23 protein-coding genes, 1 other RNA gene and 1 riboswitch are annotated in these 24,742 nt (G+C 76.2%); of the genes, 13 read left to right on the top strand and 11 right to left on the bottom strand.

All coding sequences use genetic code 11. The annotated features are described in order from the left end of the window. Window positions 1–51 precede the first annotated feature (51 nt). The gene (locus OG335_RS26040; protein WP_405013535.1) at window positions 52–693 is read left to right on the top strand and encodes a hypothetical protein; all 642 of its coding nucleotides are present in this window, start codon (window positions 52–54) and stop codon (window positions 691–693) included. Window positions 694–747: 54 nt separating this feature from the next. Here OG335_RS26040 and OG335_RS26035 read toward each other — a convergent pair whose 3' ends face one another. The 4 genes from OG335_RS26035 to OG335_RS26020 all read right to left on the bottom strand — a co-directional run bounded on the left by OG335_RS26035 (window position 748) and on the right by OG335_RS26020 (window position 4,897). Next, window positions 748–1,044, bottom strand: coding sequence for a hypothetical protein (locus OG335_RS26035; protein ID WP_405013534.1), 297 nt, complete (start codon window positions 1,042–1,044; stop codon window positions 748–750). Window positions 1,045–1,496: 452 nt separating this feature from the next. Then, window positions 1,497–1,899, bottom strand: an RNA gene (gene rnpB / locus OG335_RS26030) — RNase P RNA component class A. A gap of 13 nt (window positions 1,900–1,912) precedes the next feature. Next, complete coding sequence (locus tag OG335_RS26025) at window positions 1,913–3,439, bottom strand: MFS transporter (RefSeq protein WP_405013533.1); 1,527 nt, start codon at window positions 3,437–3,439, stop codon at window positions 1,913–1,915. 9 nt (window positions 3,440–3,448) lie between these two features. Next, entirely contained in the window at window positions 3,449–4,897 is a 1,449-nt protein-coding gene (locus OG335_RS26020) for an RNB domain-containing ribonuclease (RefSeq protein WP_405013532.1), read from the bottom strand. An 80-nt stretch (window positions 4,898–4,977) separates the two neighbouring features. On the opposite strand from OG335_RS26020, the gene OG335_RS26015 reads away from it, so the two are divergent. Beyond that, window positions 4,978–5,430: a DUF3995 domain-containing protein gene (locus OG335_RS26015; RefSeq protein WP_405013531.1), complete on the top strand. Its 453-nt coding sequence runs from the start codon at window positions 4,978–4,980 to the stop codon at window positions 5,428–5,430. Between the two features lie 72 nt (window positions 5,431–5,502). Then, window positions 5,503–6,300 (top strand): peroxide stress protein YaaA, encoded by a 798-nt coding sequence (gene yaaA / locus OG335_RS26010; protein WP_405013530.1) that lies wholly within the window; start codon window positions 5,503–5,505, stop codon window positions 6,298–6,300. A gap of 15 nt (window positions 6,301–6,315) precedes the next feature. Here the strand turns inward: yaaA and OG335_RS26005 are convergent, their stop codons facing one another. Genes OG335_RS26005 through OG335_RS25995 form a run of 3 tightly spaced genes read right to left on the bottom strand, consistent with a single transcriptional unit; the run spans window position 6,316 to window position 9,084 of the window. Further along, window positions 6,316–7,467, bottom strand: coding sequence for a bifunctional RNase H/acid phosphatase (locus OG335_RS26005; RefSeq protein WP_405013529.1), 1,152 nt, complete (start codon window positions 7,465–7,467; stop codon window positions 6,316–6,318). A gap of 3 nt (window positions 7,468–7,470) precedes the next feature. Further along, entirely contained in the window at window positions 7,471–8,214 is a 744-nt protein-coding gene (locus OG335_RS26000) for a zinc ribbon domain-containing protein (RefSeq protein ID WP_405013528.1), read from the bottom strand. A gap of 33 nt (window positions 8,215–8,247) precedes the next feature. Next, on the bottom strand, window positions 8,248–9,084 hold the full coding sequence (locus tag OG335_RS25995; RefSeq protein ID WP_405013527.1) for a Nif3-like dinuclear metal center hexameric protein: 837 nt from the start codon (window positions 9,082–9,084) through the stop codon (window positions 8,248–8,250). Window positions 9,085–9,515: 431 nt separating this feature from the next. Between OG335_RS25995 and OG335_RS25990 the strand changes: the two genes are divergently transcribed. From OG335_RS25990 to OG335_RS25980, 3 genes are all read left to right on the top strand, one after another. Continuing rightward, window positions 9,516–10,424, top strand: coding sequence for a hypothetical protein (locus OG335_RS25990; protein ID WP_405013526.1), 909 nt, complete (start codon window positions 9,516–9,518; stop codon window positions 10,422–10,424). Between the two features lie 48 nt (window positions 10,425–10,472). Continuing rightward, complete coding sequence (locus tag OG335_RS25985; RefSeq protein ID WP_405013525.1) at window positions 10,473–12,455, top strand: alpha/beta hydrolase family protein; 1,983 nt, start codon at window positions 10,473–10,475, stop codon at window positions 12,453–12,455. Window positions 12,456–12,606: 151 nt separating this feature from the next. Next, the gene (locus tag OG335_RS25980; RefSeq protein ID WP_405013524.1) at window positions 12,607–12,762 is read left to right on the top strand and encodes a hypothetical protein; all 156 of its coding nucleotides are present in this window, start codon (window positions 12,607–12,609) and stop codon (window positions 12,760–12,762) included. Window positions 12,763–12,815: 53 nt separating this feature from the next. Here OG335_RS25980 and OG335_RS25975 read toward each other — a convergent pair whose 3' ends face one another. After that, window positions 12,816–13,901, bottom strand: coding sequence for an alcohol dehydrogenase catalytic domain-containing protein (locus tag OG335_RS25975; RefSeq protein WP_405013523.1), 1,086 nt, complete (start codon window positions 13,899–13,901; stop codon window positions 12,816–12,818). A 225-nt stretch (window positions 13,902–14,126) separates the two neighbouring features. On the opposite strand from OG335_RS25975, the gene OG335_RS25970 reads away from it, so the two are divergent. The 4 genes from OG335_RS25970 (at window position 14,127) to OG335_RS25955 (ending at window position 18,339) form a co-directional block, all read left to right on the top strand. After that, entirely contained in the window at window positions 14,127–14,798 is a 672-nt protein-coding gene (locus OG335_RS25970; RefSeq protein WP_405013522.1) for a class I SAM-dependent methyltransferase, read from the top strand. Window positions 14,799–14,994: 196 nt separating this feature from the next. Next, a complete protein-coding gene (locus tag OG335_RS25965; protein ID WP_405013521.1) occupies window positions 14,995–16,284 on the top strand; it encodes a hypothetical protein in 1,290 nt (429 codons plus the stop codon). Between the two features lie 7 nt (window positions 16,285–16,291). Next, window positions 16,292–17,248 carry an N-acetylmuramoyl-L-alanine amidase gene (locus OG335_RS25960; RefSeq protein WP_405013520.1) on the top strand — a complete coding sequence of 319 codons (957 nt, stop codon included), beginning with the start codon at window positions 16,292–16,294 and terminating at the stop codon, window positions 17,246–17,248. Window positions 17,249–17,496: 248 nt separating this feature from the next. Continuing rightward, window positions 17,497–18,339 carry a hypothetical protein gene (locus tag OG335_RS25955; RefSeq protein WP_405013519.1) on the top strand — a complete coding sequence of 281 codons (843 nt, stop codon included), beginning with the start codon at window positions 17,497–17,499 and terminating at the stop codon, window positions 18,337–18,339. A gap of 100 nt (window positions 18,340–18,439) precedes the next feature. On the opposite strand, the gene OG335_RS25950 is transcribed toward OG335_RS25955, so the two are convergent. The 3 genes from OG335_RS25950 to OG335_RS25940 are packed head-to-tail and all read right to left on the bottom strand — an operon-like array spanning window position 18,440 to window position 21,595. Beyond that, a complete protein-coding gene (locus OG335_RS25950; protein ID WP_405013518.1) occupies window positions 18,440–19,498 on the bottom strand; it encodes a prenyltransferase in 1,059 nt (352 codons plus the stop codon). Further along, the gene (locus tag OG335_RS25945) at window positions 19,495–20,229 is read right to left on the bottom strand and encodes a class I SAM-dependent methyltransferase (RefSeq protein WP_405013517.1); all 735 of its coding nucleotides are present in this window, start codon (window positions 20,227–20,229) and stop codon (window positions 19,495–19,497) included. The genes OG335_RS25950 and OG335_RS25945 overlap by 4 nt, the downstream gene beginning before the upstream one ends. A gap of 49 nt (window positions 20,230–20,278) precedes the next feature. Continuing rightward, window positions 20,279–21,595, bottom strand: coding sequence for a glycosyltransferase family 4 protein (locus OG335_RS25940; protein WP_405013516.1), 1,317 nt, complete (start codon window positions 21,593–21,595; stop codon window positions 20,279–20,281). Between the two features lie 324 nt (window positions 21,596–21,919). Between OG335_RS25940 and OG335_RS25935 the strand changes: the two genes are divergently transcribed. The 3 genes from OG335_RS25935 to OG335_RS25925 all read left to right on the top strand — a co-directional run bounded on the left by OG335_RS25935 (window position 21,920) and on the right by OG335_RS25925 (window position 24,710). After that, window positions 21,920–22,399, top strand: coding sequence for a TetR family transcriptional regulator (locus OG335_RS25935; protein WP_405013515.1), 480 nt, complete (start codon window positions 21,920–21,922; stop codon window positions 22,397–22,399). A 147-nt stretch (window positions 22,400–22,546) separates the two neighbouring features. Then, a riboswitch (cobalamin riboswitch) is annotated at window positions 22,547–22,620 on the top strand. 105 nt (window positions 22,621–22,725) lie between these two features. Then, window positions 22,726–24,081: a prenyltransferase/squalene oxidase repeat-containing protein gene (locus OG335_RS25930; RefSeq protein ID WP_405013514.1), complete on the top strand. Its 1,356-nt coding sequence runs from the start codon at window positions 22,726–22,728 to the stop codon at window positions 24,079–24,081. Continuing rightward, window positions 24,078–24,710 (top strand): SCO2322 family protein, encoded by a 633-nt coding sequence (locus OG335_RS25925; RefSeq protein ID WP_405013513.1) that lies wholly within the window; start codon window positions 24,078–24,080, stop codon window positions 24,708–24,710. The genes OG335_RS25930 and OG335_RS25925 overlap by 4 nt, the downstream gene beginning before the upstream one ends. The last annotated feature ends 32 nt before the right edge of the window (window positions 24,711–24,742 follow it).

Genomic DNA, 24,742 nt, shown 5'->3' with positions numbered 1-24,742 from the left:
AAGTTGACTGGGGTATGACGTCCTCATGTCGTAAGCCCCAGGAGGCTATTGATGGCCGAGAGCTCCGCTACCGATTGGATTGTCGCCGTAAGTACGGCCCTTGCGCTCATCGTGAGCATCGTGGTGGCCGTCTACGCCTACGGGCAATACAGACTTGCAAAGAAAGTCCGCAGAGAGCAGAGCGAGCCGCACATCATTGTCGATATCGTGCCGCGAAGCGAACACTCACAGATGCTGTGGGTCGTCATCGAGAACATCGGGAAAACAGTTGCCAGAGACGTGAGAGTCGATGTGCACCCGCCCTTGAGGGGCACTCTCGGATGCGAGCACGACCTTGCACTGTCGGAGGCCCTGGCGCACCCCATCCCCTCCTTGCCGCCTGGCAAGAGAATCGCGTTTAACTTGGGAATCTCACACAAGCTCCTTGATGAGAATTCAAAACTACCAGTCCGCTACACATTCACAGTCACCGGAGATAGCAGAATTTTCGGCGAGCTGGATCCGGAGATCAATGTGGTGGATCTTAGTGCCTTGCGCCAGGTAGCCATGAATCGCGAGACGACAGTTGGCCAGTTGACAGAGATTGCTGAGCATCTCAAAGAGATTCTCGTAAGTAACCAGGCCGCACAGGGCGCACTAACCACGATTGCCGGACACTTGAACCAGGCCGCAGAGCAGGAGACGGACGAGTGACCGCAGCGAGTGGCCCAGTGGATACTGTCGCAGAGCCCGCCTGACAGGGGACGGTCAGGCCAGCCATTCCTCATAGAGCACGCCGCCGGGAATCAGATCGGCCTGCCGGAGAATTGCCGTGACTTCCCGTACTCCGTGGATGTAGCCCTCGATGAAAGGCTCATCGCCTGGGACACGAGGCCCATCTGGGATTCTCTCCGCCCAGCCTGTCAGGAACTTCGCGACGGCCAGCTGGCTCCGGTACCACTCGGCCCTGTCATCCCTCAGTGCAGAAGCCGATCTCTCCTCATCCCAGCCCGCGAGCTCGGCCTTGTCGAAGTCCAGCAGCAGCTGCTCGTCGGTGAAACGCACAGGGGCTCCCGCGGGGGCAATCGATCGTCATCGGACGTAGCAAGCCTCAGCCACCGGCACGCACCCCGCCACCCGAACCCGCCGAGAGTCGGGCACCGTTGACCTGGCATGGACGACGACAGCGACCTTCGCCTCTACACGCCGCCCAGGTCGCGGAACTCTGGGGCGTCTCGAAGAGCTGGCTGCAGAAGGCCGCCGCGCGAATGGTGACGCCATAGAGTCGATCAGCACACGTGATGCCTGTTGGGCAGCCACTCCGGACGGTGCCGCATCAGGCCTGTTCAGCCGCTCTCAAACAAGATCATCTCCGGGGACTTTTCGGGGACTTTCACGCTTGTCCGGGGGACTTTCCGGGGACTTTTCGCCGCCTAAACAGGTAAGGGGCTGAAAGATCGGAAAGGGCCTCCGACGCAGGTCAGAGGCCCTTCCGGGGGCAAAGCCCCTGGTACGGCGGATGGAGTCGGCCTGTACGCCGGGTTCTGTCTCCCGGGGTGCTTGCGCGGCCCGGGGAGGCGGCCATCCATCTAGGGCTGCCGTTGCCGACAGCCTCGTGCGGTCTACCCGCGGACTCGGGCGAGCAGCCCTCGAACATCCGCGCACGGTGCCCCGGAGGGCACCGATCCTGACCTTGCTCCGAGTGGGGTTTACCGAGCCGGCCGGGTCACCCCGGTCGCTGGTGGTCTCTTACACCACCGTTTCACCCTTACCTGCGGCCGGAGCCGCAGGCGGTCTGTTTTCTGTGGCACTGTCCCGCGGGTCACCCCGGGTGGGCGTTACCCACCACCCTGCTCTGTGGAGCCCGGACGTTCCTCGGCGGGCCTGTTGAGGACCCGTCGCGACCGCCCGGCCGGCTCGTCCGCCGTAGTGGTCATCGTAGCCGCTCGGCGGCACCGCCCGGCACACCCTCCCGGGCCGGGTCGAGGCGGGCGGCGACCTCGGCCGCCCCGGCCACGGCCCGGGCGGTCGTGGTGACGAACCCGAGGACGAGGATCGCGAGGCCCAGCCCGGTGAGGATCCACCAGCCGGTGCGGCTGGCCCCGGCGAAGCCCGTGGCCATCGGCCCGACGACGGCCTCCACCACCACCGTGCCGAGGACGGCGACGCCGAGCGACTGCCCGACCTGACGGCTGGTCGAGGCGACGGCCGCGGCGACGCCCGCCTGCGCGCGCGGCATGCCGGAGACCGCGGAGTTGGTGATGGGCGCGTTGACGAGGCCGAAGCCGAGGCCGAAGAGGGCGTACGCGGAGATCAACAGCCAGGGCGGGGAGTCGGCGGCGAGACGGGTGAGCAGGAGGCCGCTCGCGGCGAGGGCCGAACCCGCGCAGACCAGCGGCAGCCGCGGCCCGCGGCGGCCGACGATCCGTCCGGAGACGGGGGCGGCGACGAGCATCGTCACGGCCATCGGGAGGGTCCACAGGCCGGCCTCGACGGCGCTGTAACCGCGGACGTTCTGCAGGTAGAGCGCGTTGAGGAAGAGGAACCCGCCGAGTGCGGCGAACGCGCAGACCGCGGTGACGGTGGCGCCGGTGAACGGCACGCTGGCGAAGAAGCGCGGGTCGATGAGCGGTTCGCGCACGCGCAGCTCCCACAGCGGCAGCGCGACCAGGGCGGCGAGGGCGACGGCGGCCAGGGTGAGGATGAGCGGGGAGGTCCAGCCGTTGCCGGGGCCCTCGATGATCGCGGCGGTGCCGCAGCCGAGCAGGAGCACCATGAGCAGCTGGCCGACGGGGTCGAGGCGGCGCGGTCGGGGCGAGCGCGACTCGGGGACGTACCGCACGGTGAGCGCGAAGGCGGCGAGGCCGATCGGCACGTTGATGAGGAAGATGGCGGGCCAGCCCGCCGTGTCGACGAGGAAGCCGCCGAGCAGCGGGCCGAGCGCCATGGAGAGGCCGACGACGCCGCCCCAGACGCCGATGGCCTGGGCGCGCTCGCGGGGGTCGGTGAAGGTGTTGGTGATGATCGACATCGCCACCGGGTTGAGCATGGAGCCGCCGACCGCCTGCACCGCACGGAAGGCGATCAGCCAGCCGAGGCCGGGGGCGACGCTGCACAGCAGCGAGCCGAGCACGAAGACCAGCAGGCCGGTGAGGAAGACCCGGCGGCGTCCGATCCGGTCGGCGACCGAGCCGGAGAGCATGAGGAGGGCGGCGAGGACGAGCGTGTAGGCGTCGATGATCCACTGCAGGCCGGAGGCGGGGGCGTGCAGGTCCTGCTGGATGGCGGGCAGCGCGGTGTTCACGACGGTGGCGTCGAGGCCGACGATGAAGAGGCTGAGGCAGCAGATCGCGAGCACCAGCAGGCGGCGCCGGCGGTCGGGCCGGGAGGCGTCGTCGGCCGTCCGGCGGTCCTCGGGTCCGGCGCCGGACCGCGGGGGCAGGGAGGGGCTGAGGGTCATGTCGGCGGCTCACACGGGTTCGAAGCGGACGGTGCGGGTGGCGGGGTCGGCGGTGGTGAGCCGCACCCGGATGCGCTCGCCGAGCGGCAGGCGGACGCCGTCGCCGTCGCAGCGGGCGACGACCGCGGGTTCGGCGAGCTGCACGGTGCCGTGCCCGGGGCGTTTCTCGTCGACGTCGATGACCACGGCGTCGAAGGCTTCGCCCTCACGGCCGCGCAGCACCTCGGCCTCGACCAGGTCGACGCACGACCGCTCGACCTCGTGGGCCAGCCGTTCACCGCGCGCCATGACGGCCGGCACCGCGAGGAGGTCCTCGCGCACCCAGGCCGGCACCTCGGCGCCGCCCGCCACCGCCAGGCAGATCTCCTGGGCGTACCGGTCGGCGAGGCGCCGCAGCGGGGCCGTGCAGTGCGCGTACGGGGCGGCGAGGGCCGCATGGCCGGGATCGGCGGGCGGCGGGGTGCCCTGGACGGTGTCGAACGCGTGGTAGCCGGCGCCGCGCAGCAGCCCGGTGCACTCGTCGAGGAAGGCGGCGTTGCGGGTGACGGCCGGGTCGAGGGAGCGGATGAGTTCGGCGTACGGCGTGCCCGCGGGCCAGTCGACGCCGAGCGCGCGGGCGACGCGGCGCAGCCGGGCATGGGCGGCCTCGGGTGCCGCGGGCAGGGTGCGGAGCAGGCCGATGCCGGCGTCGAGCATGAGCTCGGCGGCGGCCATGCCGGTGAGGAGGGAGATCTGGGCGTTCCAGCCCTCCGTGGGGCGGGGTGCGCGGTAGGCGAGGCGGTAGCCGCCGTCGACGGGTTCGACCTCCTGCTCGGGCACGGGCAGGCTGATGCCACCGCGGGCGGCCTCCTGCTGTTCGCGGAGGCGGCCGATCTCGGCGAGGAGCACGAGCTGCGCGTCGGCGGTGCCGGCGTCGAGGGCGCCCTGGGCGGCGGCGTAGTCGAGGCGGCGGCGCGAGCGGACGCGGGCCCGCCGGACGTCGGCGAGCAGCACGGCGCCGTCGGCGTCGAGGTCGATCTGCCAGAGGACGGCGGGGCGCTCCTCGCCGGGCAGCAGGCTGGCGGCGTCCTCGGAGAGCCGGGCCGGGTGCAGGGGCACCCGGGTGTCGGGGAAGTAGAGCGTCTGCACGCGGCGGTGGGCCTCGGCGGCGACGGCGCCGCCCGGGGCGACGAAGGCGGCGACGTCGGCGATCGCGTAGTGGACGCGGTAGCCGCCGTCGCGGCGGGCCAGGTGCATCGCCTGGTCGAGGTCGAGGGAGTCCGGCGGGTCGAGGGTGAAGAGGTCGAGGTCGGTGGCGTCCTGGTCGGGCAGCCGGGGGACGGCTGCGGCGCGCTCGGCCTCGGCCAGGACGTCGGCGGGCCAGTCGGTGCGGATCTCCAGGCGGCTGCGGAGGTCGGCGAGCTCGGTGGTGATCCGGGCGGTGTCGGCGGTACGGACGCACAGGTTTCGGCGCGGCATGGTCGCAGCGTACGGGGCAGGACGTCCGGGGGCCCGCCGGGCGGTCCCGTACGGTGGCGGGAACGGGAGGGGTGCTGACGATGCGTACGGTGACGGGTCCGGTGCGGGTGGCGGGGGCGGTGACGGCGGGGGCGCTGGCGGTGGTCGGCGGCCTGCACGGGGTGTGGGCGCGCGGGTCGTGGCCGCTCGCGGACCGGGCGGAGCTCGCGGACGCGGTGGTCGGGGTGGCGCCGGAGGAGGCGCCGACGGCGGCGATGTGCGGGGCGGTGGCCGGGCTGCTGGGGGCGGCCGCGTACCTGGTGGGGGCGCGGTCCGGGGTGCTGCCGGCGGTCGGGCCGGAGCGGTTGCGCCGGGCGGGTGCCGGCACGGTCGCCGGGGTGCTGCTGGCCCGCGGGGTGCTGGGGCCGGTGGTGTTCGGTGGCGGGCTGGTGCCGCGGACCGAGCGGTTCCGGCGGCTGGAACTGCGCTGCTACGCGCCGCTGTGTGTGGCGCTCGGCACAGGGGCGGCGGTGGTGGCCCGCGGGGGCCGCTGACGGTGCGTCACGACGTGGGCGCGCCAGTACAGTGGCGGGGTCGTCTGCTGCAGAGTGTCGAGGAGTGCCGCCGTGCTGGTCCTGTTGCCGCCCTCGGAGGGGAAGGCGCCGTCCGTCGCGGGCACCCCGGTGGCGCTGGGGACGCTGTCGCTGCCGGGCCTGACCGCGGCCCGCCGGACGGTGCTGGACGCGCTGGTCGGCCTGTGCCGGGGTGACGGGGAGCGGGCCGCCGAGGTGCTCGGGCTGTCGAAGGGCCTGCGCGGCGAGGTCGACCGCAACGCGGACCTGCCGGAGGCGGGCGCGCTGCCGGCCGGCGAGGTGTACACCGGGGTGCTGTTCGACAACCTGGGCCTGGCCAAGCTCGACGCGGAGGCGTACGCGCGGGCGGAGCGCTCGCTGCTGGTGTTCTCCGGGCTGTGGGGGGCGGTGCGGATCGGCGACCGCATCCCGCCGTACCGCTGCTCGATGGGGGTGAAGCTGCCCGGGCCGGGGGCGCTCGGCGCGTACTGGCGGGCGGCGACGGACGCGGTGCTCCCCGAGGTGGCCGAGGGGCTGGTGCTGGACCTGCGCAGTGCGGCGTACGCGGCGGCGTGGAAGCCGGCCGGCGAGGTGGCGGCGCGCACGGCCACGGTGCGGGTGCTGCACGAGCGCGTCGTGGACGGCGTGGTGAGGCGATCGGTGGTGAGCCACTTCAACAAGGCGACGAAGGGCCGGCTGGTCCGCGACCTGCTGAACGCGGGCGCCGAACCGGCCGGGCCGGGCGAGCTGGTCGACGCGCTGGCCGCGCTGGGCCACCGGGTGGAGGTGGCGGCGCGGGGCACGGCCCGGCGGCCGTGGCAGCTGGACGTGGTGGTGGCGGAGGTCCACTGACCCGGCGGCGCCGGGTCAGCGCAGGTGCGAGGTGTCGTTGAGGAGCCGCAGCGAGGCGTTGCCGTCGCTGTAGTACTGCACGGCGCAGACCGACGCCGCGGACAGCTCCATGCGGTAGACCGCGTCCGGCGGGGCGCCGAGCGCGAGGCGCACCAGCGTCTTGATCGGGCTGACGTGCGAGACGACCAGCACCGTCCGGCCCGCGTACCGGGCGATGATCCGGTCGCGGGCGACGGCGGTGCGCTGCGCGAGGGTGGCGAGGCTCTCGGTGCTGCCGGTCGGCCGGGCCTTCGCGGAGGCGAGCCACGCGTCGAGGTCCTCCGGGTACCGCTCCTTCGCCTCGGCGAAGGTGAGGCCCTCCCAGGCGCCGAAGTCGAGCTCGCGCAGCCCGTCCTCGATCCGCACCTCCAGGCCGAGCCGGCGGGCGGTGGCCTCGGCGGTCTCCCGGGTGCGCCGCATGGGCGAGCTGACGACGGCCTGCACGGTGCCGCGGGCGACGAGCGCCTCGGCGGCGCGTTCGGCCTGCCAGCGGCCGCGCTCGGAGAGCTCGGGGTCGCTGCCGCTGCTGCCGGAGAACCTCTTCTGCGGGGTGAGGGCCGTCTCGCCGTGCCGCAGCAGCACGAACGTGGTCGGTGAGCCGAGGTCGGCGGGCGCGGCCCAGCCGGCCCGCGGGGCGGCGGGCGCGGGCAGCGCCTCCTCGGCGGGCTGCGCGGCGGCCGCGGCCGGCCGGGCCTTCGGCTCCCAGGCGCGGCCGGCCCGGCCCGCGTCCATGGCCTCGTTGGCGAGCCGGTCGGCGTCCTTGTTCCGCTCGCGCGGGATCCAGGTGTACGTGACCCGGCTGCGCGGGAAGACGACGCGGGCCTCGGCGGCCAGCGGCTGCATGTCGGGGTGCTTGATCTTCCAGCGGCCGGACATCTGCTCGACGACGAGCTTGGAGTCCATCCGGACGTCGACGGAGGCGTCCGGGTCGAGGCCGTGGGCGGCGCGCAGGCCCGCGATGAGTCCGCGGTACTCGGCGACGTTGTTGGTGGCGTGCCCGATGAACTCGGCCGCCTCCGCGATGATCTGTCCGGTGTCGGCGTCCCGGACGACGGCGCCGTAGCCGGCCGGCCCCGGGTTGCCCCGGGACCCGCCGTCCGCCTCGACGACGAACCTGCGCCCGGCCACGGGTCAGGCGCCCGACTCGGCGGTGCGCACCAGGATCCGGCCGCAGTTGTCGCAGCGGACGACGGCGTCGCGGGGCTCGGCCTTGATGGCGTTCAGGTCGGAGACGGCGAACTCGACACGGCAGCCCTCGCAGCGGCGCTGCTGCAGGCGGGCCGCGCCCACGCCGCCCTGCTGCTGGCGCAGCCGGACGTAGAGCTTCAGCAGGTCGGCGGGGATGACCACGGCGACGGCCTCGCGGTCGCGCTGCACCTTGGCGGCGTCGGTGTCGATCTCCGCGTACGCGGCGTCGCGGCGCGCCTCGGCCTCCTGGAGCACGACCGTGGAGTGCTCCAGACGGGCCGTCAGCTCGGTGACCCGGCTCTCCGACGACTCCAGGCGCTCCATGACCTCCAGGACGACGTCCTCCAGGTCGGCCTGGCGCTTGGCGAGCGAGCCGGTCTCGTGCTGCAGGTTCTCCAGGTCGCGCGGGGAGGTGACGGCACCGGAGTCCATCCGCTGCTGGTTGCGGGCGGCCCGGGCGCGGACCTGCTCGACGTCCTGCTCGGCCTTGGTCTGCTCGCGGGTGGTGTCCGAGAGCTGGGTCTGCGCGGCGATGACGAGGTCCTTGAGCGCCGCGTGGTCGGCGGCGGCCTTGTCGATCTCGGCGAGCTCGGGCAGGGTGCGGCGCCGGTGGGCCAGCTGGTCCAGGCGGGAGTCGATGGCCTGCAGGTCGAGCAGGCGGATCTGGTCGGCGGGCGCGGCGTTCAAGCGGGGAGCTCCTGTGGGGAAATCGATCGGCGGTCAGGCGGTGTACGGCATGGGGGCGTGCCCCGTCCACGGGTCGGTGACGAGCGTGGAGACGCGGGTCTCCAGCTGCCATCCGCGGGTGCCGGCGGCCTCGGTCAGGGCCCGGGCGGCGAGGTCCAGCCAGGGCCACTCGGTGGCCCAGTGCGCGGCGTCGACCAGCGCGGGCGGCGCGGCCTCGGAGGCCTCGGAGGCCGGGTGGTGGCGCAGGTCGGCGGTGACGTACGCGTCGACGCCGGCGTCCCGGGCCGCCGCGAGGAAGGAGTCGCCGGAGCCGCCGCAGACCGCGACCCGGGAGACGAGGGCCGCCGGGTCGCCGGCGATGCGCACCCCGGCGGCGGTGGCGGGCAGGCCGGCGGCGACCTGCGCCGCGAAGGCGGTGAGCGTCATCGGCTCGTCGAGGACGCCGATCCGGCCGCTGCCGCGGCGGCCCGCGGGGTCGGTCGGGTCGGCGACGAGCGGGCCGGTGACCTTCAGGCCGACCGCCTCGGCGAGGGCGTCGGAGACGCCCGGGTCGGCGTGGTCGGCGTTGGTGTGCGCGACGTGCAGGGCGATCCCGGCCCGGACGAGCGTGTGCACCACCCGGCCCTTGGCGGTGGTCGCCGCGACGCTCGTGGTGCCGCGCAGGTAGAGGGGGTGGTGGGTGACCACCAGGTCGGCGCCCCAGGCGACGGCCTCGTCGACGACGGCCTGCGTCGGGTCGACGGCGAACAGCACGCGCCGGACCTCGGCCGCCGGGTCTCCGCACACCAGACCGACGGCGTCCCAGGACTCCGCCCACTGCGGCGGGTAGAGCTCGTCGAGCACGGCAACGGCGTCGGAGAGATTCGGCACCTGTCGAGACTACCGCGCCCGGCGGGCGCCCCGGTCCGCACCGGCCCGCACAGCTGCGCGTCAACCCGCGGGCCGGGCCGCCGCGACGGCCGCCCGCCGGCCCGCCGGGGAGCGCGGTCCCGGCGGTCGCGCGGCGGCCCTGCTCACATCCCGGGGGCCGCGCACGGCCGGAACGCGATGTGGATCACCCGTACGAGTGAAGTGACCCCGTCCGCGTTGAGTCACCTCCAGCCCCGCAAGTAACTTCAGCTCCGCGAACGAGAGTTGCCCTGACCTGGGGGGCCGGGGGAAACCGGGCCACGGCCCGGCCGGGCGCCGGGGCCTGCGGGTGCCCCGGCCACCGGGGGCACTCGCGTCCGTCCGGGACGACCGGTCCGTCGGTGGCCGAGCAGTGGGCACCGACGGTGCCGACACGAAGGGGTGTGAAGCGGATGGGGGCGGGCACACCGCTGCGTTCGGCCTCCGTGGCGGGGCCGGTCGACGAAGGACCGGGGGCCGACGGCACGGCCCCCGGGGCCGGACGGGCCGACGGTGCGCGGGGGCGGGGAGGCGAGGACGGCCCGGCGGCCGGCCCCGACGGCCCCCGGCGCACCGCCCGGCCGCCCGCACCCGCCCGCCGCGGTCCGCGCACGACGGGCCGGACCGCACCCGGGCCGGGCCGCGACGGCAGGGACGACCTGCACCACGCACGGCCGGCCGGCCCCTTCGAGGGGAGGGGGCCGGCCGGGGAGCACGACCGGGCGGCCGCCCGGCTCGCCCGCCTGGGCCTCACCGCCCCACCCGGCCCCGACCCCGTCGCGGGCCTCCCGCTGGACCGCTGGGTCCGCACCCGGCTCGGCCGGCACGGCGACCCGGGCGTGCCCTGGGCCGAGGCCCGGCCGCTCGCCCGCGCCCTCGTCGACCTGCTCGACCGGGTGCACGGCGCCGGGCTCGCCCTGCGCGACCTGCACCCCGGCCGGGTGGTCGTCCGCCCCGACGGACGACCGCTGCTCCTGCACCCCGAGCCGTACCCGGCGCCGCCGGCCGGCACCACCACCCTGCGCCGCACCGCCTACGCCGACGACCGGCACGCCCTCGGCGGCCTCCTCTTCCTGCTCGCCACCGGCCACCGGCCCCACCTCGCCGAGGAGTTCCCCCAGGCCCGGCCGGAGGCACCGGACCCGCGGCCCCCCGCCGAACGGCTCCGCCGCTGGCTCGCCCTGGCCGCCCTCGACGGCCGGACGGCCCGCCGCCTGGCCCCGTCCGTCCTCGGCCTGCGTGCCGACGCCCCCGCCGACCGCTGGACGCTCCCCCGCGTCCGGGCCGCACTGGACGGCCCCGACGCGGCGTCCGGAGGCTGACCCGCCGAACCGCCCTCGCCCCCGCACGGACCAGGAGCCGCCGCACCGATGAGCACCGTCACCCGGAGTACCGACCGGGCGCTGCGCCGGTTCGGCTTCACGTTCGCCGCCGACGGCTCGCACGCCGCCTGCCTCGCCGCGGGCCCGGACGGCGGGTGGTACGCCGAGAGCTGGCGGCTCCCCGCCGACGGCGGCCCCGCCGAGGCCACCTCCCTGCCGCTGCCCGGCGGACGCACCGAGAGCCTGCACACGCAGCTCGTCGCCCTGCCCGACGGCCGGGTGCTGGCCTGCCGGCACGACGGCGAGCAGCACGGCCTCGCCCTGCTCTCGACCGCGCCCGGCGACGGACGCGAACAGCACCTCGCCCGGCTCCGGCTGCCCGGCCTGCGGCTGCTGCCGCAACCCGGCGGCGGCGCCGTCGCCCTCGGCAGCGACAGCCGGCCGGTCACCACCGTGTGGCGGGTCACCACCGACGGCACGCCGCCCGCGCCGGTCGCCGAACTCCCCGGGCTCCACGGCGGCGGCGTGTGGCTCGACCGCACCGGCCGCCTGCTCGCCCTCGACCGGGTGGCCGACGGCGTCGTCCGCACCGTCGTCCTCGACCTGGAGAGCGGCGCGGTCACCCCGCTGCTGGAGATCGCCGAACGCAGCAACGACCGGCTGGTGCTCTTCGACCCCGACACCGGCCTCGGCGTCGTCCGCAGCGACGCGCCGGGCACCGACCGGCTGGGCTGGGCCACCCTCGGCAGCGGCGACCCGGTGCGCTTCCCCGACTGCCTGCACGCGGGCGGACTGCTGCCGCGGCCCGTCGCCCTCGCCGCAGGCGATCCGGCCGGACCGCGCGTCGTGCTCCAGCTCGACCACGGGGCGGGCTCCGCGCTCGCCCTCTGGCAGCCCGCCACCGCACGGCTGCAGCGGCTGGCGGTGCCGCCCGGACTCCTCGGCGGCGTCGGGCACTGGGCGGCGGGCGGCCTGCGCATCCCCTACTCCGCGCCCGACCACCCCGCCGCCCTCGCCACCCTGGACGTCGACGCCCTCGCCGCGGCAGGTGCCGCGCCCGCCACCGGAGCCGTACCGCTGCCGCTGCAGCTCGCCCCGCTCACCGCCGGCGCCGCCCCCGGGCCCGCCGCCGGACCGGCCACGGGCGCCGTGCCGGGCTGGCGGCTCGACGGCTCCGCCGTGCCGGCCGGCGGCGGCCCCTGGCAGGGCGCCCGGCTGCTGCACCTCGGCGGCGCGGCGGGCCCGGTCGAGGCCGTCGTGTACGGCGGCGACGCGTGGCTGACCGCCCCTCACCTGGTGCTCGCCCTGCACGGCGGCCCCGCCGACGCCTGGCAGCTGGAGTTCGACCCGGCCCTGCAGCGGATCGCCCGCCAGGGCGCGGCCGTCGTCGCGCCGAACCAGCGCGGGTCGACCGGCTACGGCGCCGCGCACGCCGCCGCCGTCCACGGTGCCTGGGGCGGACCCGACCTGGAGGACGTCCTGCACCTGCTCGAAGGGCTGGCCGGCCGGCGGGCCGCGCTGGGCCTGGAGCCGCCCGCGGTGTTCGGCACCAGCTACGGCGCGTTCCTCGCCCTGCTCGCCACGGCGCACGCCCCGGCCGGGCACCTCGCCCGGTGCGCCGCGGTGGCGCCGTTCCTCTCCGGCGCCCGCCTCCTCGCCGAGGCCGGCGCGCCCGTCCGGGCGATGACCGCGCGGCTCGGCGGCGACACGCCGGTGCACGACGCGCGCGGCCCCCGGGACGTCCTGCGGCTCGCCGGCCGGCTCACCGCACCGCTGCTCGTCGTGCACGGCGACCGCGACGAGGTGGTGCCGGTCGGGCAGTCCCGCGAGCTCCGCCACGAGCTGCTGCGCCTCGGCCGGCAGGAGGGCACGGACTTCCGGTACGTCGAGGCGGCGGGCGGCGGCCACGAGCTGCTCGCCGAGCCGGGCTCCGCCGTCCTGCACGAGCTGCTGGCCGCGTTCCTGTGCGCCGGCGGGCCCGCCTGGCCGCGGCCGGTCGCGGGAACGGAGTCCGCCGTGCACGGTGGGTGACCGGCCCGGTAGGCTCCTCGGCGAATTCGGCCGCCCGGGCAGGCGCGTCCGGGGCCGACCGGCCCGGCCACCGGCGCCCCCGGCCCGGCCGACGCCGCACCCGCAGCACCGCACCGCACCGCATCGCACCGCACGGAGACCACGAGACCCGATGTCCGAAACCCTCACCGACACCACCGAGCACGACCGCACCGCGCACGGTGCCGACGAGGCCGCGGCGGCGGACGCCGTCCACGGCCGCCACCGCGGTTCGACCGCGCCCGACGACCGGCCCGACGCCGACCCGCACGGGCGGCACCGCCGCTGACCGGCCGACCGGTCCGGACGCCGGACGCCCTCGGCCCGGCGTCCGGCGGGTTCTCAGTCCAGCGTCACGACGGCGCGCAGCGCCTCGCCGCTGCGCATCAGCGCGACCGCCTCGTTCACGTCCGCGAGCGGCACCCGGTGGGTGACCAGTCCCGCGAGGTCGAGGCGGCCCGCGCGCCACAGCTCGACGACCCGGGCCGCGGTCCGGGCGACGTCACCGCCGCCGTAGAGCGAGGGCAGCACGCGCTTCTCGCCGAAGAACAGCTCGCCCAGGCTGAAGGAGACCAGGTCGTCGCGGGCCCCGGCGCCGACCACCACCACGGCGCCGCCGCGCCGGGCCGCGTCGTACGCCGCCCGCACGGTCTCCGAGCGGCCCACCGCCTCCACCACGTAGTCGTAGCCGCCGAGGGCGAGGCCCTTCGCGGCGGCCCTCAGCTGCTGCGGTTCGACGGCGTCGGTCGCGCCCAGCGCCAGCGCCCGCTCACGCCGCGACGCCACCGGGTCGACGACGGTGATCCGGGCCGCGCCGCTCACCCGGGCGGCCTGCACCGCGGCGACGCCCACCCCTCCCGCGCCGATCACGGCCACCGACGACCCGGGCTCGACGCGGGCGGTGTTGACCACCGCGCCGAAGCCCGTCGTCACCCCGCAGCCGACCAGGGCGGCCAGCTCGAACGGCAGGTCGTCGGGCACACGGAGCAGGGCGTCGGCCGCGACGACCGCCTCCTCGGCGAAGCTCCCGGTGCTGTAGAAGCCGTACGCGGCCGTGCCGCCGCCCGGACCGAACCGGAAGGCGGGCACCCCGAGCCGCTTCAGGCTCGCGACGCACAGGTGGGTCTCGCCGAGCAGGCAGTGCGGGCAGGCGCCGCAGGGCGGCATCCAGCAGAGCACCACCCGGTCGCCGGGGGCGAGGCCGGTCACGCCCGGGCCCGTCTCGACGACCTCGCCCGCCCCCTCGTGGCCGGGCACGAACGGCGCCGGCTGCGGCAGCACCCCGCTCATCGCGGACAGGTCGGAGTGGCAGAGCCCGGCCGCGCGCAGCCGGACCCGCACCGTGCCGGGGCCGACGGCGACCGTCTCCACGTCGTCGCGGACCTCCAGCCGGTCCTGTCCGGTCTCGTGCAGGATCGCTGCGCGCATGGGTGCTCCCGTCCCTGTGGTGGCGTGGCCGTTGCCGGCGCCCCGAGCGTACGGGCGGGCGCCGCGCCGGTCGTGGTGGCGTGCGCCACTCCCCCGCCGCCGCGTCACCTCCCGGCCGCCCGCCGACCGCCGCGCCCGCGCTGCCGGGCCGGGGGCCGGACCGGCGCGCTACCGTCCGGTAGGGTCCGGTCCACCGTTCCGTCCGGCGCAGCAGGGAGCAGCAGCATGACCGACCTCCACCACGCGGCCCCCGTGTCCGCCGCGGCCCGCCCGGAGCCCGCGGTGCTGGCGGCCTTCGAGGCGGCGACCGGCTTCATGCCGGTGGACGAGGGCCTCGCGCTGTACGCGGCCGCCGTCGACGCGGCCACCCGCACCGGGCTGCCGCTGCTGGAGATCGGCACGTACTGCGGCCGCTCCGCGATCCTGCTCGCGGACGCCGCGCGGCGGTCCGGCACGGTGGCGCTCACCGTGGACCACCACCGCGGCTCGGAGGAGCAGCAGCCGGGCTGGGAGTACCACGACCCCGGCCTGGTCGACCCCGAGGTCGGCCGGATGGACACCCTGCCGGTCTTCCGGCGGACGCTCTTCCACGCCGGCCTGGAGGATCACGTGGTGGCGCTGGTGGGCCGCTCGCCGCAGATCGCGGCGGTGTGGGCCGGCCGGCTGGCGCTCGTGTTCGTCGACGGCGGCCACACCGACGAGCACGCCACCGGCGACTACGAGGGCTGGGTGCCGCACCTCGCGCCGGAGGGCCTGCTGGTCGTGCACGACGTGTTCCCGGACCCGGCGGACGGCGGCCAGGCCCCGTACCGGGTCTACCTGCGGGCCCTCGCCGAGGGCTTCGAGGAGGTCTCGGTGACGGGCTCGCTGCGGGTGCTGCGGCGCACCGCCGGCTGACCGCTCCCCCGTGCCGGGCCGGCCGGTGGCCGCCGGGCACGATCGCGCGCCCCCGACCGTCCTCACGACACGGCGGCACCACCCGGGTGCCGTGCCGCGCCGGGGCAACGGTCTGTACGGTGTCCGACAGCAGTCGAACGGCTGGGCACGGCGCGGGTGGGCAGGACGCGACAACGCAGCGGGGCGAGGGCAGGGAATGACGGATCAGGACAACACGCCGCCGGCGGTCTGGGACCCGGCCGCGCGCGGCGGTGCGGGCGGCTGGGTGCGGCGGCGTCCGGGCCCGCCCGAGGGCGGGCCGCCGGGGCAGCCGCCCCGGCCCGGACCTCCCGGGCACGACGCCCAGGAGACCGCCGTGCTGCCCTCCGTGCCGTCCGGCCCGGCGGGCGGCGGGGGCGCGTTCCCCGGCGCCCGGCCGTACGTGAGTGCCGGGCCGCCGCCCGCCGCGGGCTTCCCGTCGCCGCCTCCGCAGGCGCCGCAGGCCTTCCCGTCGCCGCCGCCGGGGTTCCCGCCGCCGCACGGCGCGCCGCCCGCCCCGCAGGGCTTCCCGTCGGCCGCGCCGCAGCAGCCCGGCCGGCCGTTCGACGGCCCGTTCGGGCAGGCGCAGCAGCACCCGCAGCAGCAGCCCGCGCAGCAGCCGCCGTTCGGGCAGGCCCCGCAGCCGCCGTTCGACGGGCCCGCCCCGGGCGGCGCCGCGCCGTACGGGCCGCCCGGCGCGGCGTACGCCGGTTACGACCCGGTCGCGGCGCCGCCGTACGGCACGCAGCCGGGCTACGAGGACCTGGACGCCGAGGAACCGCCGCGGCGGCGCAGCCCGCTGCTGATCGCCGCGGGCGTGCTGCTCGTGCTGGTGCTCGGCGGGGGCGTCGTGTGGGCGGTGCAGGGTTCCGGCCCGGACGGGAAGGGCTCCGCCTCGCCCACCGCGGCCTCCGCGGCGTCCTCCAGGGCCCCGCAGGCCGCCCCGAGCGCCCCGGCCGCGTCGTCGCCCGCCGGGAGCGCCTCGGCGAGCACGGGTGCGGGGGCCGGCGCCGAGGCGCAGGCCAAGGCGCTCGACGCCCTGCTGGCCCGTGGCGAGGACGCCAAGGCGCCGATCGGCAGTGCGGTCGCGAAGGTGTCCAGCTGCCCTGCGAAGGCCGAGATCGAGAGCGCCGCACAGGTGTTCGACGATGGCGCCGCGCAGCGCGACAAGCTGGTCGCCGACCTCGCGGCGCTGGGCCTCGCCGACCTGCCGGGCGGGGCCGAGGCCGCGCGGACGCTGAAATCGGCCTGGCAGGTGTCCGGTGACATCGACCGGGCGTACGCGGCCTGGGCGCGCACCGTCGCGAGCCAGGGCTGCACGGGCAGCACCGCCCCCAACTCCGCCGACCGCAAACGAGCCAACGACCTCAACCCGCAGGCCACCCGGTCCAAGAAGGACTTCGTGGCGCAGTGGAACGCCATCGCGACGACCTACGGTCTGACCGAGCGCACCTGGGACAGGATCTGAACCACCCGTGACCGGCACCGCCCCCCACCCCGAATTCCCCGGGCGCCCCCGCCGCGCCCGCCGTCTCGGCACCGCCGTGCTCCTCTGCACCGTGCCCGCGCTCTGTGCGGGCGGCTGGTTCGGCTGGCACGCGCTGGCCGACGGCTCCGCCGCGGCGGCGTCGCCCTCCCCCGCCGGGGCCGCCGCGCCGCCGGACACCTCGCAGGCGGCCGCCGCACCGCCCGACGGGTCCGCGAGCCCGGAGGCCGCGTCGCCCTCCGCGGCGCCGCCGTCCCCGGCGGGCCGGGGTCCGCTGGCCGGCCGCACGGTGCTGCTGGACCCCGGGCACAACCCGGGCAACGCCCGGCACACCCACGACATCGGCCGGCAGGTGGACATCGGCAACGCCCGCAAGGAGTGCGACACCACCGGCACGTCGACCGACGCCGGCTACGGCGAGGCCGCGTACACCCTCGACGTCGTGCACCGCGCGCGGGAGATCCTGCAGCAGCGCGGGGCGAAGGTGGTGCTGACGCAGGACGCGGACCGGCCGTTCGGGCCGTGCATCGACGAGCGGGCCCGGATCGGCAACGAGGCGAAGGCCGACGCCGCCGTCTCCGTGCACGCGGACGGTGCTCCGGCGGCCCGGCACGGCTTCCACGTGATCATGCCCGGCAAGGTGACCGCCGGGCCGGCCGACACCTCCGGCATCGTCGAGGACTCGCACCGGCTGGGCGTGCTGCTGCGCGACCGCTTCCAGCAGGCCACCGGCCAGGCGTACTCCGACTACATCGGCAAGCAGGCCCTCGACACCCGCACCGACCTGGGCGGCCTCAACCTCTCCCGGGTGCCGAAGGTGTTCATCGAGTGCGGCAACATGCGCAACACGGCCGACGCGCAGCAGATGACGGATCCGCAGTGGCGCCAGAAGGCGGCGGAGGGCATCGCCGAGGCCCTCACCGCCTACCTGACGGCCGGCTCCTGACGGCGGGTTCCGTACGGACGGGGCGCTCGCGCGCTGACCTGGAGTCACGGCGATTTCGCAACGAATTCGGCGGTTTCCCCGGGGCGCTGTGCACGGTGTACGGCCCGGGGCCTAGGCTCTTGGCCGTCCGGTGTCACACCGGACGGCCCGAAAACCCCATCCACGCAGTCCACGACACACCAACGAGGGGAACGTTAGTGAATCTGCGCGCTCTCACGCGGGGAGACGCCGCCGTCGCAGGTGCGGCCGTGCTGCTCTTCATCGCATCCTTCCTGCCCTACCTGTCCGCGGAGTTCTGCATCGCGAACCGCTGCTCCTCGGACACCCAGAACGCCTGGAAGGCCGCGCTCTTCCCGATCCTTCCGTCGGCGTTCCTGCTCGGCATCATCGCGGCCGCGCTGATCCTGCTGCACCGCCTGCAGGGCCAGGCCTCGGCCACCCGCCAGGTGCTCGGCCTGCGCCTCGACCAGTGGGGCACCGCCCTGTCGGTCGCCACGGTGTGGACGGCGCTGTGGGCGCTCGGCGGCGCCGGCGACAACGTCGACCACGGCTTCGGCGCGTGGCTGGGCCTGCTGGCCGCGCTGGTGCTGGCCGGTGCGGCCGCGGCGGGGCCGCTGGTGCCCGCGCTGCAGGCGCCGCTGCTGGTCGACAAGCCGGCCGCCCCGGCCGCGCAGGGCTACCCGGGATTCCCGCAGGGTGCGGGCCAGCCGTTGCAGACCGGCCAGCCCGGTCAGCCCGGTCACTACGGCTACCCGCAGGGCGGCCAGCCCGGTGTGCCGCAGGCGCAGGGCCCGGCGTTCGGCGCCGACCCGCAGGCCGGCGGCTACGGCTACCCGGCCGCCGCGCAGGCCCAGCCGCAGCCGCAGCCGGTGCAGGAGGCGCCCGCCGCGCCGTTCCAGCCGTTCTGGTTCGCCGTGCCGGCCGTCCGGCAGCTGGTGAACAAGGACAACCCGGCGGCCCCGCCGGTCGGCGAGCTGGTGCCGGGCACCTGGTACCTGGCGGTCGAGCAGCGCGGCGGCGCCCTGGTGGCGCAGCTGCAGGACGGCTCGCACGGCCTGCTGGGCGACACCTCCGGCATCCAGCGGGGCTGACGCCCGCCCGTCGTGACGAAGGGGCGGTTCCCGGTCTCGTACCGGGAACCGCCCCTTCGTCATGACGCCGTGACCGCCGTGACCGCCGTGACCGCCGTGCTCAGCAGCAGTCGTTGACGACCAGGCCGGCCGGCAGGTCGTCACCGCCGAAGACCGCGACGGTGGCGTAGTCGCCGCCGAGCGCGGCGACGGCGAGCAGCAGGGCGCCGGCCGTCCAGGTGGTGCGCTCCTCGGGCCAGACGGCGTCGTCCTCGAAGACGTAGCCGGTCCAGTAGGAGCCGTCGGTGTGCCGCAGGTGCTGGATCCAGCGGAGGATGTCGACCGCGCGGTCGGACTGCCCCGCCGCCCAGAGGGCGAGGGCGAGTTCGGCGCTCTCGCCGCCGGTGACCCAGGGGCGGTCGCTGACGCAGCGGACGCCGAGACCGGGCACGACGAAGCGGTCCCAGTCGCGGGTGATCCGGCGCTCGGCGGCCTCGCCGCGCAGGGCGGTGCCGAGGATCGGGTAGTACCAGTCCATCGAGTAGCGGTCCTTGTCGAGGAACCGCTCGGGGTGGTGGGCGATGGCGTGCCGCAGCCGGCCGGCGGCGAGCTCCCAGTCGGGCTGGGGCTCCTCCAGGTGCTCGGCGATGGCGAGGCCGCAGCGCAGCGCGTGCAGGATGCTGGACGAGCCGGTGAGCAGCGCCTCCTGGGGGGCGGTGCCGTCCTCGTCCTGGCGCCAGGCGATGGGCCCGTCGGGCAGTCGCAGGCCGACGGTGAAGTCGAGCCCGCGGCGGACGGTCGGCCAGATCCATTCGAGGAAGGCGTCGTCGCCGGTGGCGAGGTGGTGGTGCCAGGCCCCGACGGCGGCGTACGCGCAGAAGTTGGTCTCCTTCGACGGGTTGGTCACCTCGCCGTCGGTGTAGGCGGCGTACCAGGAGCCGTCGGGGTTCTGGTGGTCGACGAGCCAGCGGTAGGCGGCCTCCGCCTCGGTGTGCCGGCCGGCGGTGTCGAGGGCCATCGCGGCCTCGGTGTGGTCCCAGGGGTCGAGGTGCCCTCCGCGGAACCACGGGATGCCGCCGTCGGGCCGCTGGTCGGCGAGGATCGAGCGGACGGTCGCGGCGGCCTGCTCGGCGTCGAGGACGCCGTCGAGGAGCAGCACGTCCGGGACGGCCGCCGTCACGCGCCGGCCCGGTGCGGCTTGGAGGCGTACACCACGAAGCTCTTGCCGATGACCGGGTTGAGGGCCTTCTCGGCGGCCTTGGTGAGGGTGCTGATCACCGGGGTGCCGACGATGTCCCAGACCAGCAGCCGGTGGTAGGCCTTGACCGGCAGTGCCTTGTCGTTGTTGACGCCGACCGCGCACTTGATCCACCAGTACGGGGAGTGCAGCGCGTGCGCGTGGTGGGTGCCGTACGGCTCCAGGCCCGCGCCGCGGACCTTCTCGACGAGTTCGTCGCCGCGGTAGATGCGGATGTGGCCGCCCTCGACCTCGTGGTACTCGTCGGAGAGCGCCCAGCAGATCTTCTCGGGCAGGTAGCGCGGCACGGTGACGGCGAGCAGGCCGCCGGGCCTGAGCACCCGCACCATCTCGGCGAGCACGCCCTTGTCGTCGGGGATGTGCTCCATCACCTCGGAGATGATGATGCGGTCGAAGGTGTCGTCGTCGAAGGGCAGGTTGAGCGCGTCGCCCTCCACGGCGGTGGCGGTGGCGCCCGTCGGGGCCTCGCCGGCCTCCTCCATCGCCGCGAACCACCGGCGGACCTCGGCGATCTCGTCGCCGTTCTGGTCCAGGGCGACGACGTTCGCACCGCGCCGGTAGGCCTCGAAGGCGTGCCGGCCCCCGCCGCAGCCCAGGTCGAGCACCCGGTCGCCGGGAGCGATCGGGAAGCGGGAGAAATCGACGGTCAGCACTGCGGGGCTCCCATTCGTTGCTGCTGTACTGAAGAGGGTCGGCGGGACGTCAGGCGACGTAGCGCCAGCCGCGGCCGGCGCGGGCACGCTGCCCGGCGCCGGTGGCGACGGCTGCGCGGTAGCGCTCGGCGGTGAGTTCGGCGGCGCGCTGCCAGGTGAAGTGGGTCAGCACCCGCTCGCGGCCCGCGGCGCCGAGCCGGGCCTGCAGCTCCGGGTCGCCGAGGAGGCGGAGGAGCGCCGCGGCGAGGGCGCCCGCGTCGCCGGGCGGCACGGCCAGACAGGTCTCGCCGTCGGGGCCGGCGACCTCGGGGATGGCGCCGCCCGTGGTGGCGACGAGCGGGGTGCCGGTGGCCATCGCCTCGGCCGCGGGCAGCGAGAAGCCCTCGTACAGCGAGGGCACGCAGGCGACCTCGGCGGAGCGGTACAGGTCGACGAGTTCGCCGTCGCTCAGGCCGGTGCGGAAGTCGATGTGCGCCTCCAGGCCGAACCGGCGGACCGCGTCGGCGACCGGCCCCTCGCCCTTCTGCGGCTTGCCGACGACGACGAGGTGCGCCTCGCGCTCGGTGCGGACCTTGGCGAGGGCCTCGACGAGGTGGACGAGGCCCTTGAGGGGCACGTCGGCGGAGGAGGTGGTGACGATGCGGCCGGGCACGACGGGCACCGCGGCGTCCGGCGACCACAGGCGGGTGTCGGCGCCGATCGGCACGACGGAGACGGCGCCGGGCGCGGCGCCCAGGTGCTCGACGATCTCGCCGCGCGAGCTGGCGGAGACGGTGATGACGTGCTCCAGGCGCCGGGTGACGCGCTTCTGCATGCGGGTGAAGGCGTACCAGCGGCGCAGCGAGAGGCGGCGCAGCGCGGTGGGTGCGGCCTCCAGTTCCAGCCGGCGGTCGACGGTGACCGGGTGGTGGATGGTGGTGACCAGGGGGAAGCCGTGGCGCTCCAGGCCGAGCAGGCCGTAGCCGAGGGTCTGGTTGTCGTGCACGACGTCGTAGCGCCCCTTGTGCCGGGCGAGGTACTGCCGGGCGCGGAGCGAGAAGGTGAGCGGCTCGGGGAAGCCGCCGGTGCGCATGGTGGCGAACTCCAGCACGTCGACGGCGCCGCGGTACTCGGCGAGGCCGGGGGTGCGGAAGGGGTCGTCGCTGCGGTAGAGGTCGAGGCTGGGCAGTTCGACCAGGCGGACGGAGCCGGGCCCGTCGACCTCGTCGAGGACGGGGAAGGGCTGGGCGCCGACGACGTCGACGTGGTGGCCGAGCCGGGCGAGCTCGCGGGAGAGGTGGCGGACGTAGACGCCCTGGCCCCCGCAGAACGGGTCGCCGCGGTAGGAGAGCAGGGCGATCCGCAGCGGTCGCGGCAGCGCGGTCATGCTGGCCCCTTATCCCTACTCAACCCAGCCCCGGCGGCCGCAGCGGTTAAAGTAGATCACGTTTCATGGTGGTGTGGTCATCGTCGTCGGGCATGTGAACAACGAGAGACCTCGAAGATACCGGCCCGTAGCTTCCGGGTTTGGGCCGGGGAAGGTGATTCACACCACGCCGCACCGTTCCGTACCGCCGACGCCCCGGGGGCTCCGCTGACCGCGTCCACGCATGCCGACCGCCCGCTCACGCCGCGCCAGGCCGAGCGGCGGCGCGGGCTGCTGCGCGCCGCGACGGCGCTGGCGTCCCGGGGCGGCTACGAGGCCGTCCAGATGCGCGACGTCGCCGAGGGGGCGCACGTCGCGCTCGGCACGCTCTACCGCTACTTCCCGTCCAAGGTGCACCTGCTGGTCGCGGTGATGGAGGAGCAGCTGGGCGGGCTGAACGAGCAGGTCAGGCGGCGCCCGCCGACCGCCGGCGATCCGGCCGGGCGGGTCGCGGAGACGCTGACGCTGGCCTTCCACGCGCTGCAGCGCGATCCGCTGCTGGCGGAGGCGATGGTGCGGGCGCTGTCGTTCGCGGACCGCTCGGTGGGGCGCGAGGTGGACGCGGTGGCCGGGCTCACCTCGGAGATCGTGCTGGCCGCCGCGCGGCTGCCGGAGCCGCCGACGCCGGGCCAGCAGGCGGCCCTGCGGGTGATCGGCCACACCTGGCACGCCACCCTGCTGAGCTGGCTCTCGGGCCGCAGCTCGCTGGCGGAGGTACGCGGCGACCTGCACACGGCCGCACGGCTGCTGACCGCGGACGGCTGAGCACCGGGCGGGGCGCGCACCGGACGGCCGGGCCGCCGGGTCCTCCCGCGCGGGCCGGAAGTGGAACCTGTTCCACCGGGTGGGCGCTGGGCCGCCGCGCCCGCCGGTTAGAGTCTTCGCGCACGACAACTCCATCCGCCCCTCCCGGGGGAAGCCGGTGCGACTCCGGCGCTGACCCGCAACCGTGAGCCCGCCCACCCGGCGGGCGAGCCGGACTGCCCGGGGCCTGGGGCGAGCGGCCGGCCGGGCCTGGTGCCCGGTTCCGTCGAGGTCTACGGGCAGCCCGCCGGGCTGCTGCACCGCTCACCGAAAGGCGCACCCTCACCATGCTCACCGCTGCCCGCCTGGGCGCCACCGCCCTGGCCGGCCTGCTGCTGGCCGCCACCGCCGCCTCGCCCGCGTCGGCCGACACCCCGGCCCCCTCGCCCGCCGCGCCGCCCGCCGCGCTGTACGGCAAGGGCGACCCCACCTACGACGGCGTGTGGCGGCAGTCGCTCGCCCTGACCGCGCTCGCCTCCGCCAAGGCCACCCCGGCGGACTCCGCCATCGCCTGGCTCACCGCCCAGCAGTGCGCGGACGGCGGCTGGCCGTCGTACCGCGCCGCGGACGCCGCCTGCGACCCGAAGACCGAGGACAGCAACGCCACGGCCGTCGCCGTGCAGGCCCTCACCGCCCTCGGCGGGCACCAGGACGCCGTCGCGAAGGGCGTGGCCTGGCTCAGGGCCACCCAGAACGCCGACGGCACCTGGGCCTACAACCCCGGCAGCCCGGGCGACGCCAACTCCACCGGCCTCGCCGTCAGCGCCCTCACCGCCGCGCACGTCGACCCCGCGGGCGTCGCCAGGGCCGGGAGGAGCGCCTGGGACGGCCTCGCCGGCCTGCAGCTCGGCTGCGCCGCGCCCGCCGCCGACCGCGGCGCGTTCGCCTACCAGCCCGCGCCCGACGACACCCTCGCCGCCAACAACCTGGCGACCTCGCAGGCCGCCCTCGCCGCGGCCGGCGGCGCCCTGCCGGTCACCACCACCGACCGGACCGACGCCGCACCCGCCGCACCCGCCTGCCCGGCGGGCGGCACCGCGACGGCCGTGCCGCACGCGGACTCCGCCGAGGCCGCCTCCGCCCACCTCGTCGCCCGGCTCGCCGCCGACGGCCAGCACCTGATGCTGACCACCCCCGGCGCCGACCCCGCACCCGACTACAACGCCACCTCCTGGGCGGTGCTCTCGCTCGTGCGGGCCGGTCACCCGCACCAGGCCGCGCCCGCCGCGGACTGGCTGGCCGGCAACGGCTACGCGTGGGCCGCCAAGGGCAAGGACGGCACGGACGCCTCCGCCACCGCGACCCTGCTGCTCGTCGCGCAGGCCGCGAACCTCGACCCGTACAACTTCGGCGGCACCAACCTCGTGCAGCTGCTGATGGACGCGGGCCCGGCCGTGAAGGCCGTGCCGTCCGCCGCCGCCTCCGCGGCCTCCGCCAACCCGAACGGCACCGAGGCCCCCGGCTCCGGCATCACCGACGGCGAGGACAACGGCGGCTTCTCCCCGATCTGGCTGGTCGGCGTCGGCCTGCTGGTCGGCATCGGCGGCGGGCTGCTGATCAGCCTCAACCGCCGCCGCCAGGCCGCCGCGGCCGCACAGGCGCAGGCCCCGGCCCCGGCCCCGAAGGACGACGAGCAGCCGTGACCCCCGCGCTGCGCCGGACGGCGGCGGCCCTGCTCGCCGCCGTCCTGGCCGCCCTCGTGACCGCCGCCCCCGCCCACGCCGCGGACTACCGCTACTGGTCGTTCTGGAAGGGCACCGGCGGCACCTGGGCGTACCAGCAGCAGGGCCCCGCGCTGTACGTGCCGCCGGACGGCTCCGTCGACGGCTGGCGGTTCGCCCTCAGCCCGGACGGCGGCCGGGACGCCGCCCGCCCCACCGGCACCCCCGACTTCGCCTCCGCGTGCGGCGGCACCCCGGCCCGCCCCGGCCGCAAGCGGGTCGCCGTCGTGCTCGACCCCGGCACCTCCGCCGACGCCCCGCCCGGCGCGGGCACCCCGCCCGCCGCCCGCACGGTGTGCGCCGCCGTACCCGCCGCCGCGACCTCAGCCGAGGTGCTGGCCGCCGTCGCCCCGCCGCTGCGCTACGACGGCGCGGGCATGCTCTGCGCCATCGACGGCTACCCGCGGGCCGGCTGCGGCGAGCCGGTGGCCGCGGCCCCGGCGTCCGGCGGCGGCGGTGACGGCGGGCCCGCGCTCGGCCCGGTGCTCGGCGGCGCGCTGGTCGCCGTCCTCGCCGGCGGCGCCTACCTGCAGTACCGCCGACGCCGCTGACCGCCCCGGCCACGCCGACCGCCCAGGCCCCG

Origin of the sequence: Kitasatospora sp. NBC_01539 (genome assembly GCF_045040525.1) — a bacterium.
Taxonomy (GTDB): Bacteria; Actinomycetota; Actinomycetes; order Streptomycetales; family Streptomycetaceae; genus Kitasatospora.
Note: the sequence above shows the minus strand (reverse complement) of the source record. Positions and strands in the feature narration are given on the sequence as shown.

Excerpts from the sequence above, each read along its gene's own strand:
- OG335_RS25940 (WP_405013516.1), bottom strand. The coding sequence starts at position 21,595 with ATGACCGCGCTGCCGCGACCGCTGCGGATCGCCCTGCTCTCCTACCGC.
- OG335_RS25985 (WP_405013525.1), top strand. The coding sequence starts at position 10,473 with ATGAGCACCGTCACCCGGAGTACCGACCGGGCGCTGCGCCGGTTCGGC.
- OG335_RS25980 (WP_405013524.1), top strand. The coding sequence starts at position 12,607 with ATGTCCGAAACCCTCACCGACACCACCGAGCACGACCGCACCGCGCAC.
- OG335_RS25930 (WP_405013514.1), top strand. The coding sequence starts at position 22,726 with ATGCTCACCGCTGCCCGCCTGGGCGCCACCGCCCTGGCCGGCCTGCTG.
- OG335_RS26040 (WP_405013535.1), top strand. The coding sequence starts at position 52 with ATGGCCGAGAGCTCCGCTACCGATTGGATTGTCGCCGTAAGTACGGCC.
- OG335_RS25970 (WP_405013522.1), top strand. The coding sequence starts at position 14,127 with ATGACCGACCTCCACCACGCGGCCCCCGTGTCCGCCGCGGCCCGCCCG.
- OG335_RS26015 (WP_405013531.1), top strand. The coding sequence starts at position 4,978 with ATGCGTACGGTGACGGGTCCGGTGCGGGTGGCGGGGGCGGTGACGGCG.
- OG335_RS26025 (WP_405013533.1), bottom strand. The coding sequence starts at position 3,439 with ATGACCCTCAGCCCCTCCCTGCCCCCGCGGTCCGGCGCCGGACCCGAG.
- OG335_RS25965 (WP_405013521.1), top strand. The coding sequence starts at position 14,995 with ATGACGGATCAGGACAACACGCCGCCGGCGGTCTGGGACCCGGCCGCG.
- OG335_RS25975 (WP_405013523.1), bottom strand. The coding sequence starts at position 13,901 with ATGCGCGCAGCGATCCTGCACGAGACCGGACAGGACCGGCTGGAGGTC.
- OG335_RS25935 (WP_405013515.1), top strand. The coding sequence starts at position 21,920 with ATGCGCGACGTCGCCGAGGGGGCGCACGTCGCGCTCGGCACGCTCTAC.
- OG335_RS26020 (WP_405013532.1), bottom strand. The coding sequence starts at position 4,897 with ATGCCGCGCCGAAACCTGTGCGTCCGTACCGCCGACACCGCCCGGATC.
- OG335_RS25990 (WP_405013526.1), top strand. The coding sequence starts at position 9,516 with ATGGGGGCGGGCACACCGCTGCGTTCGGCCTCCGTGGCGGGGCCGGTC.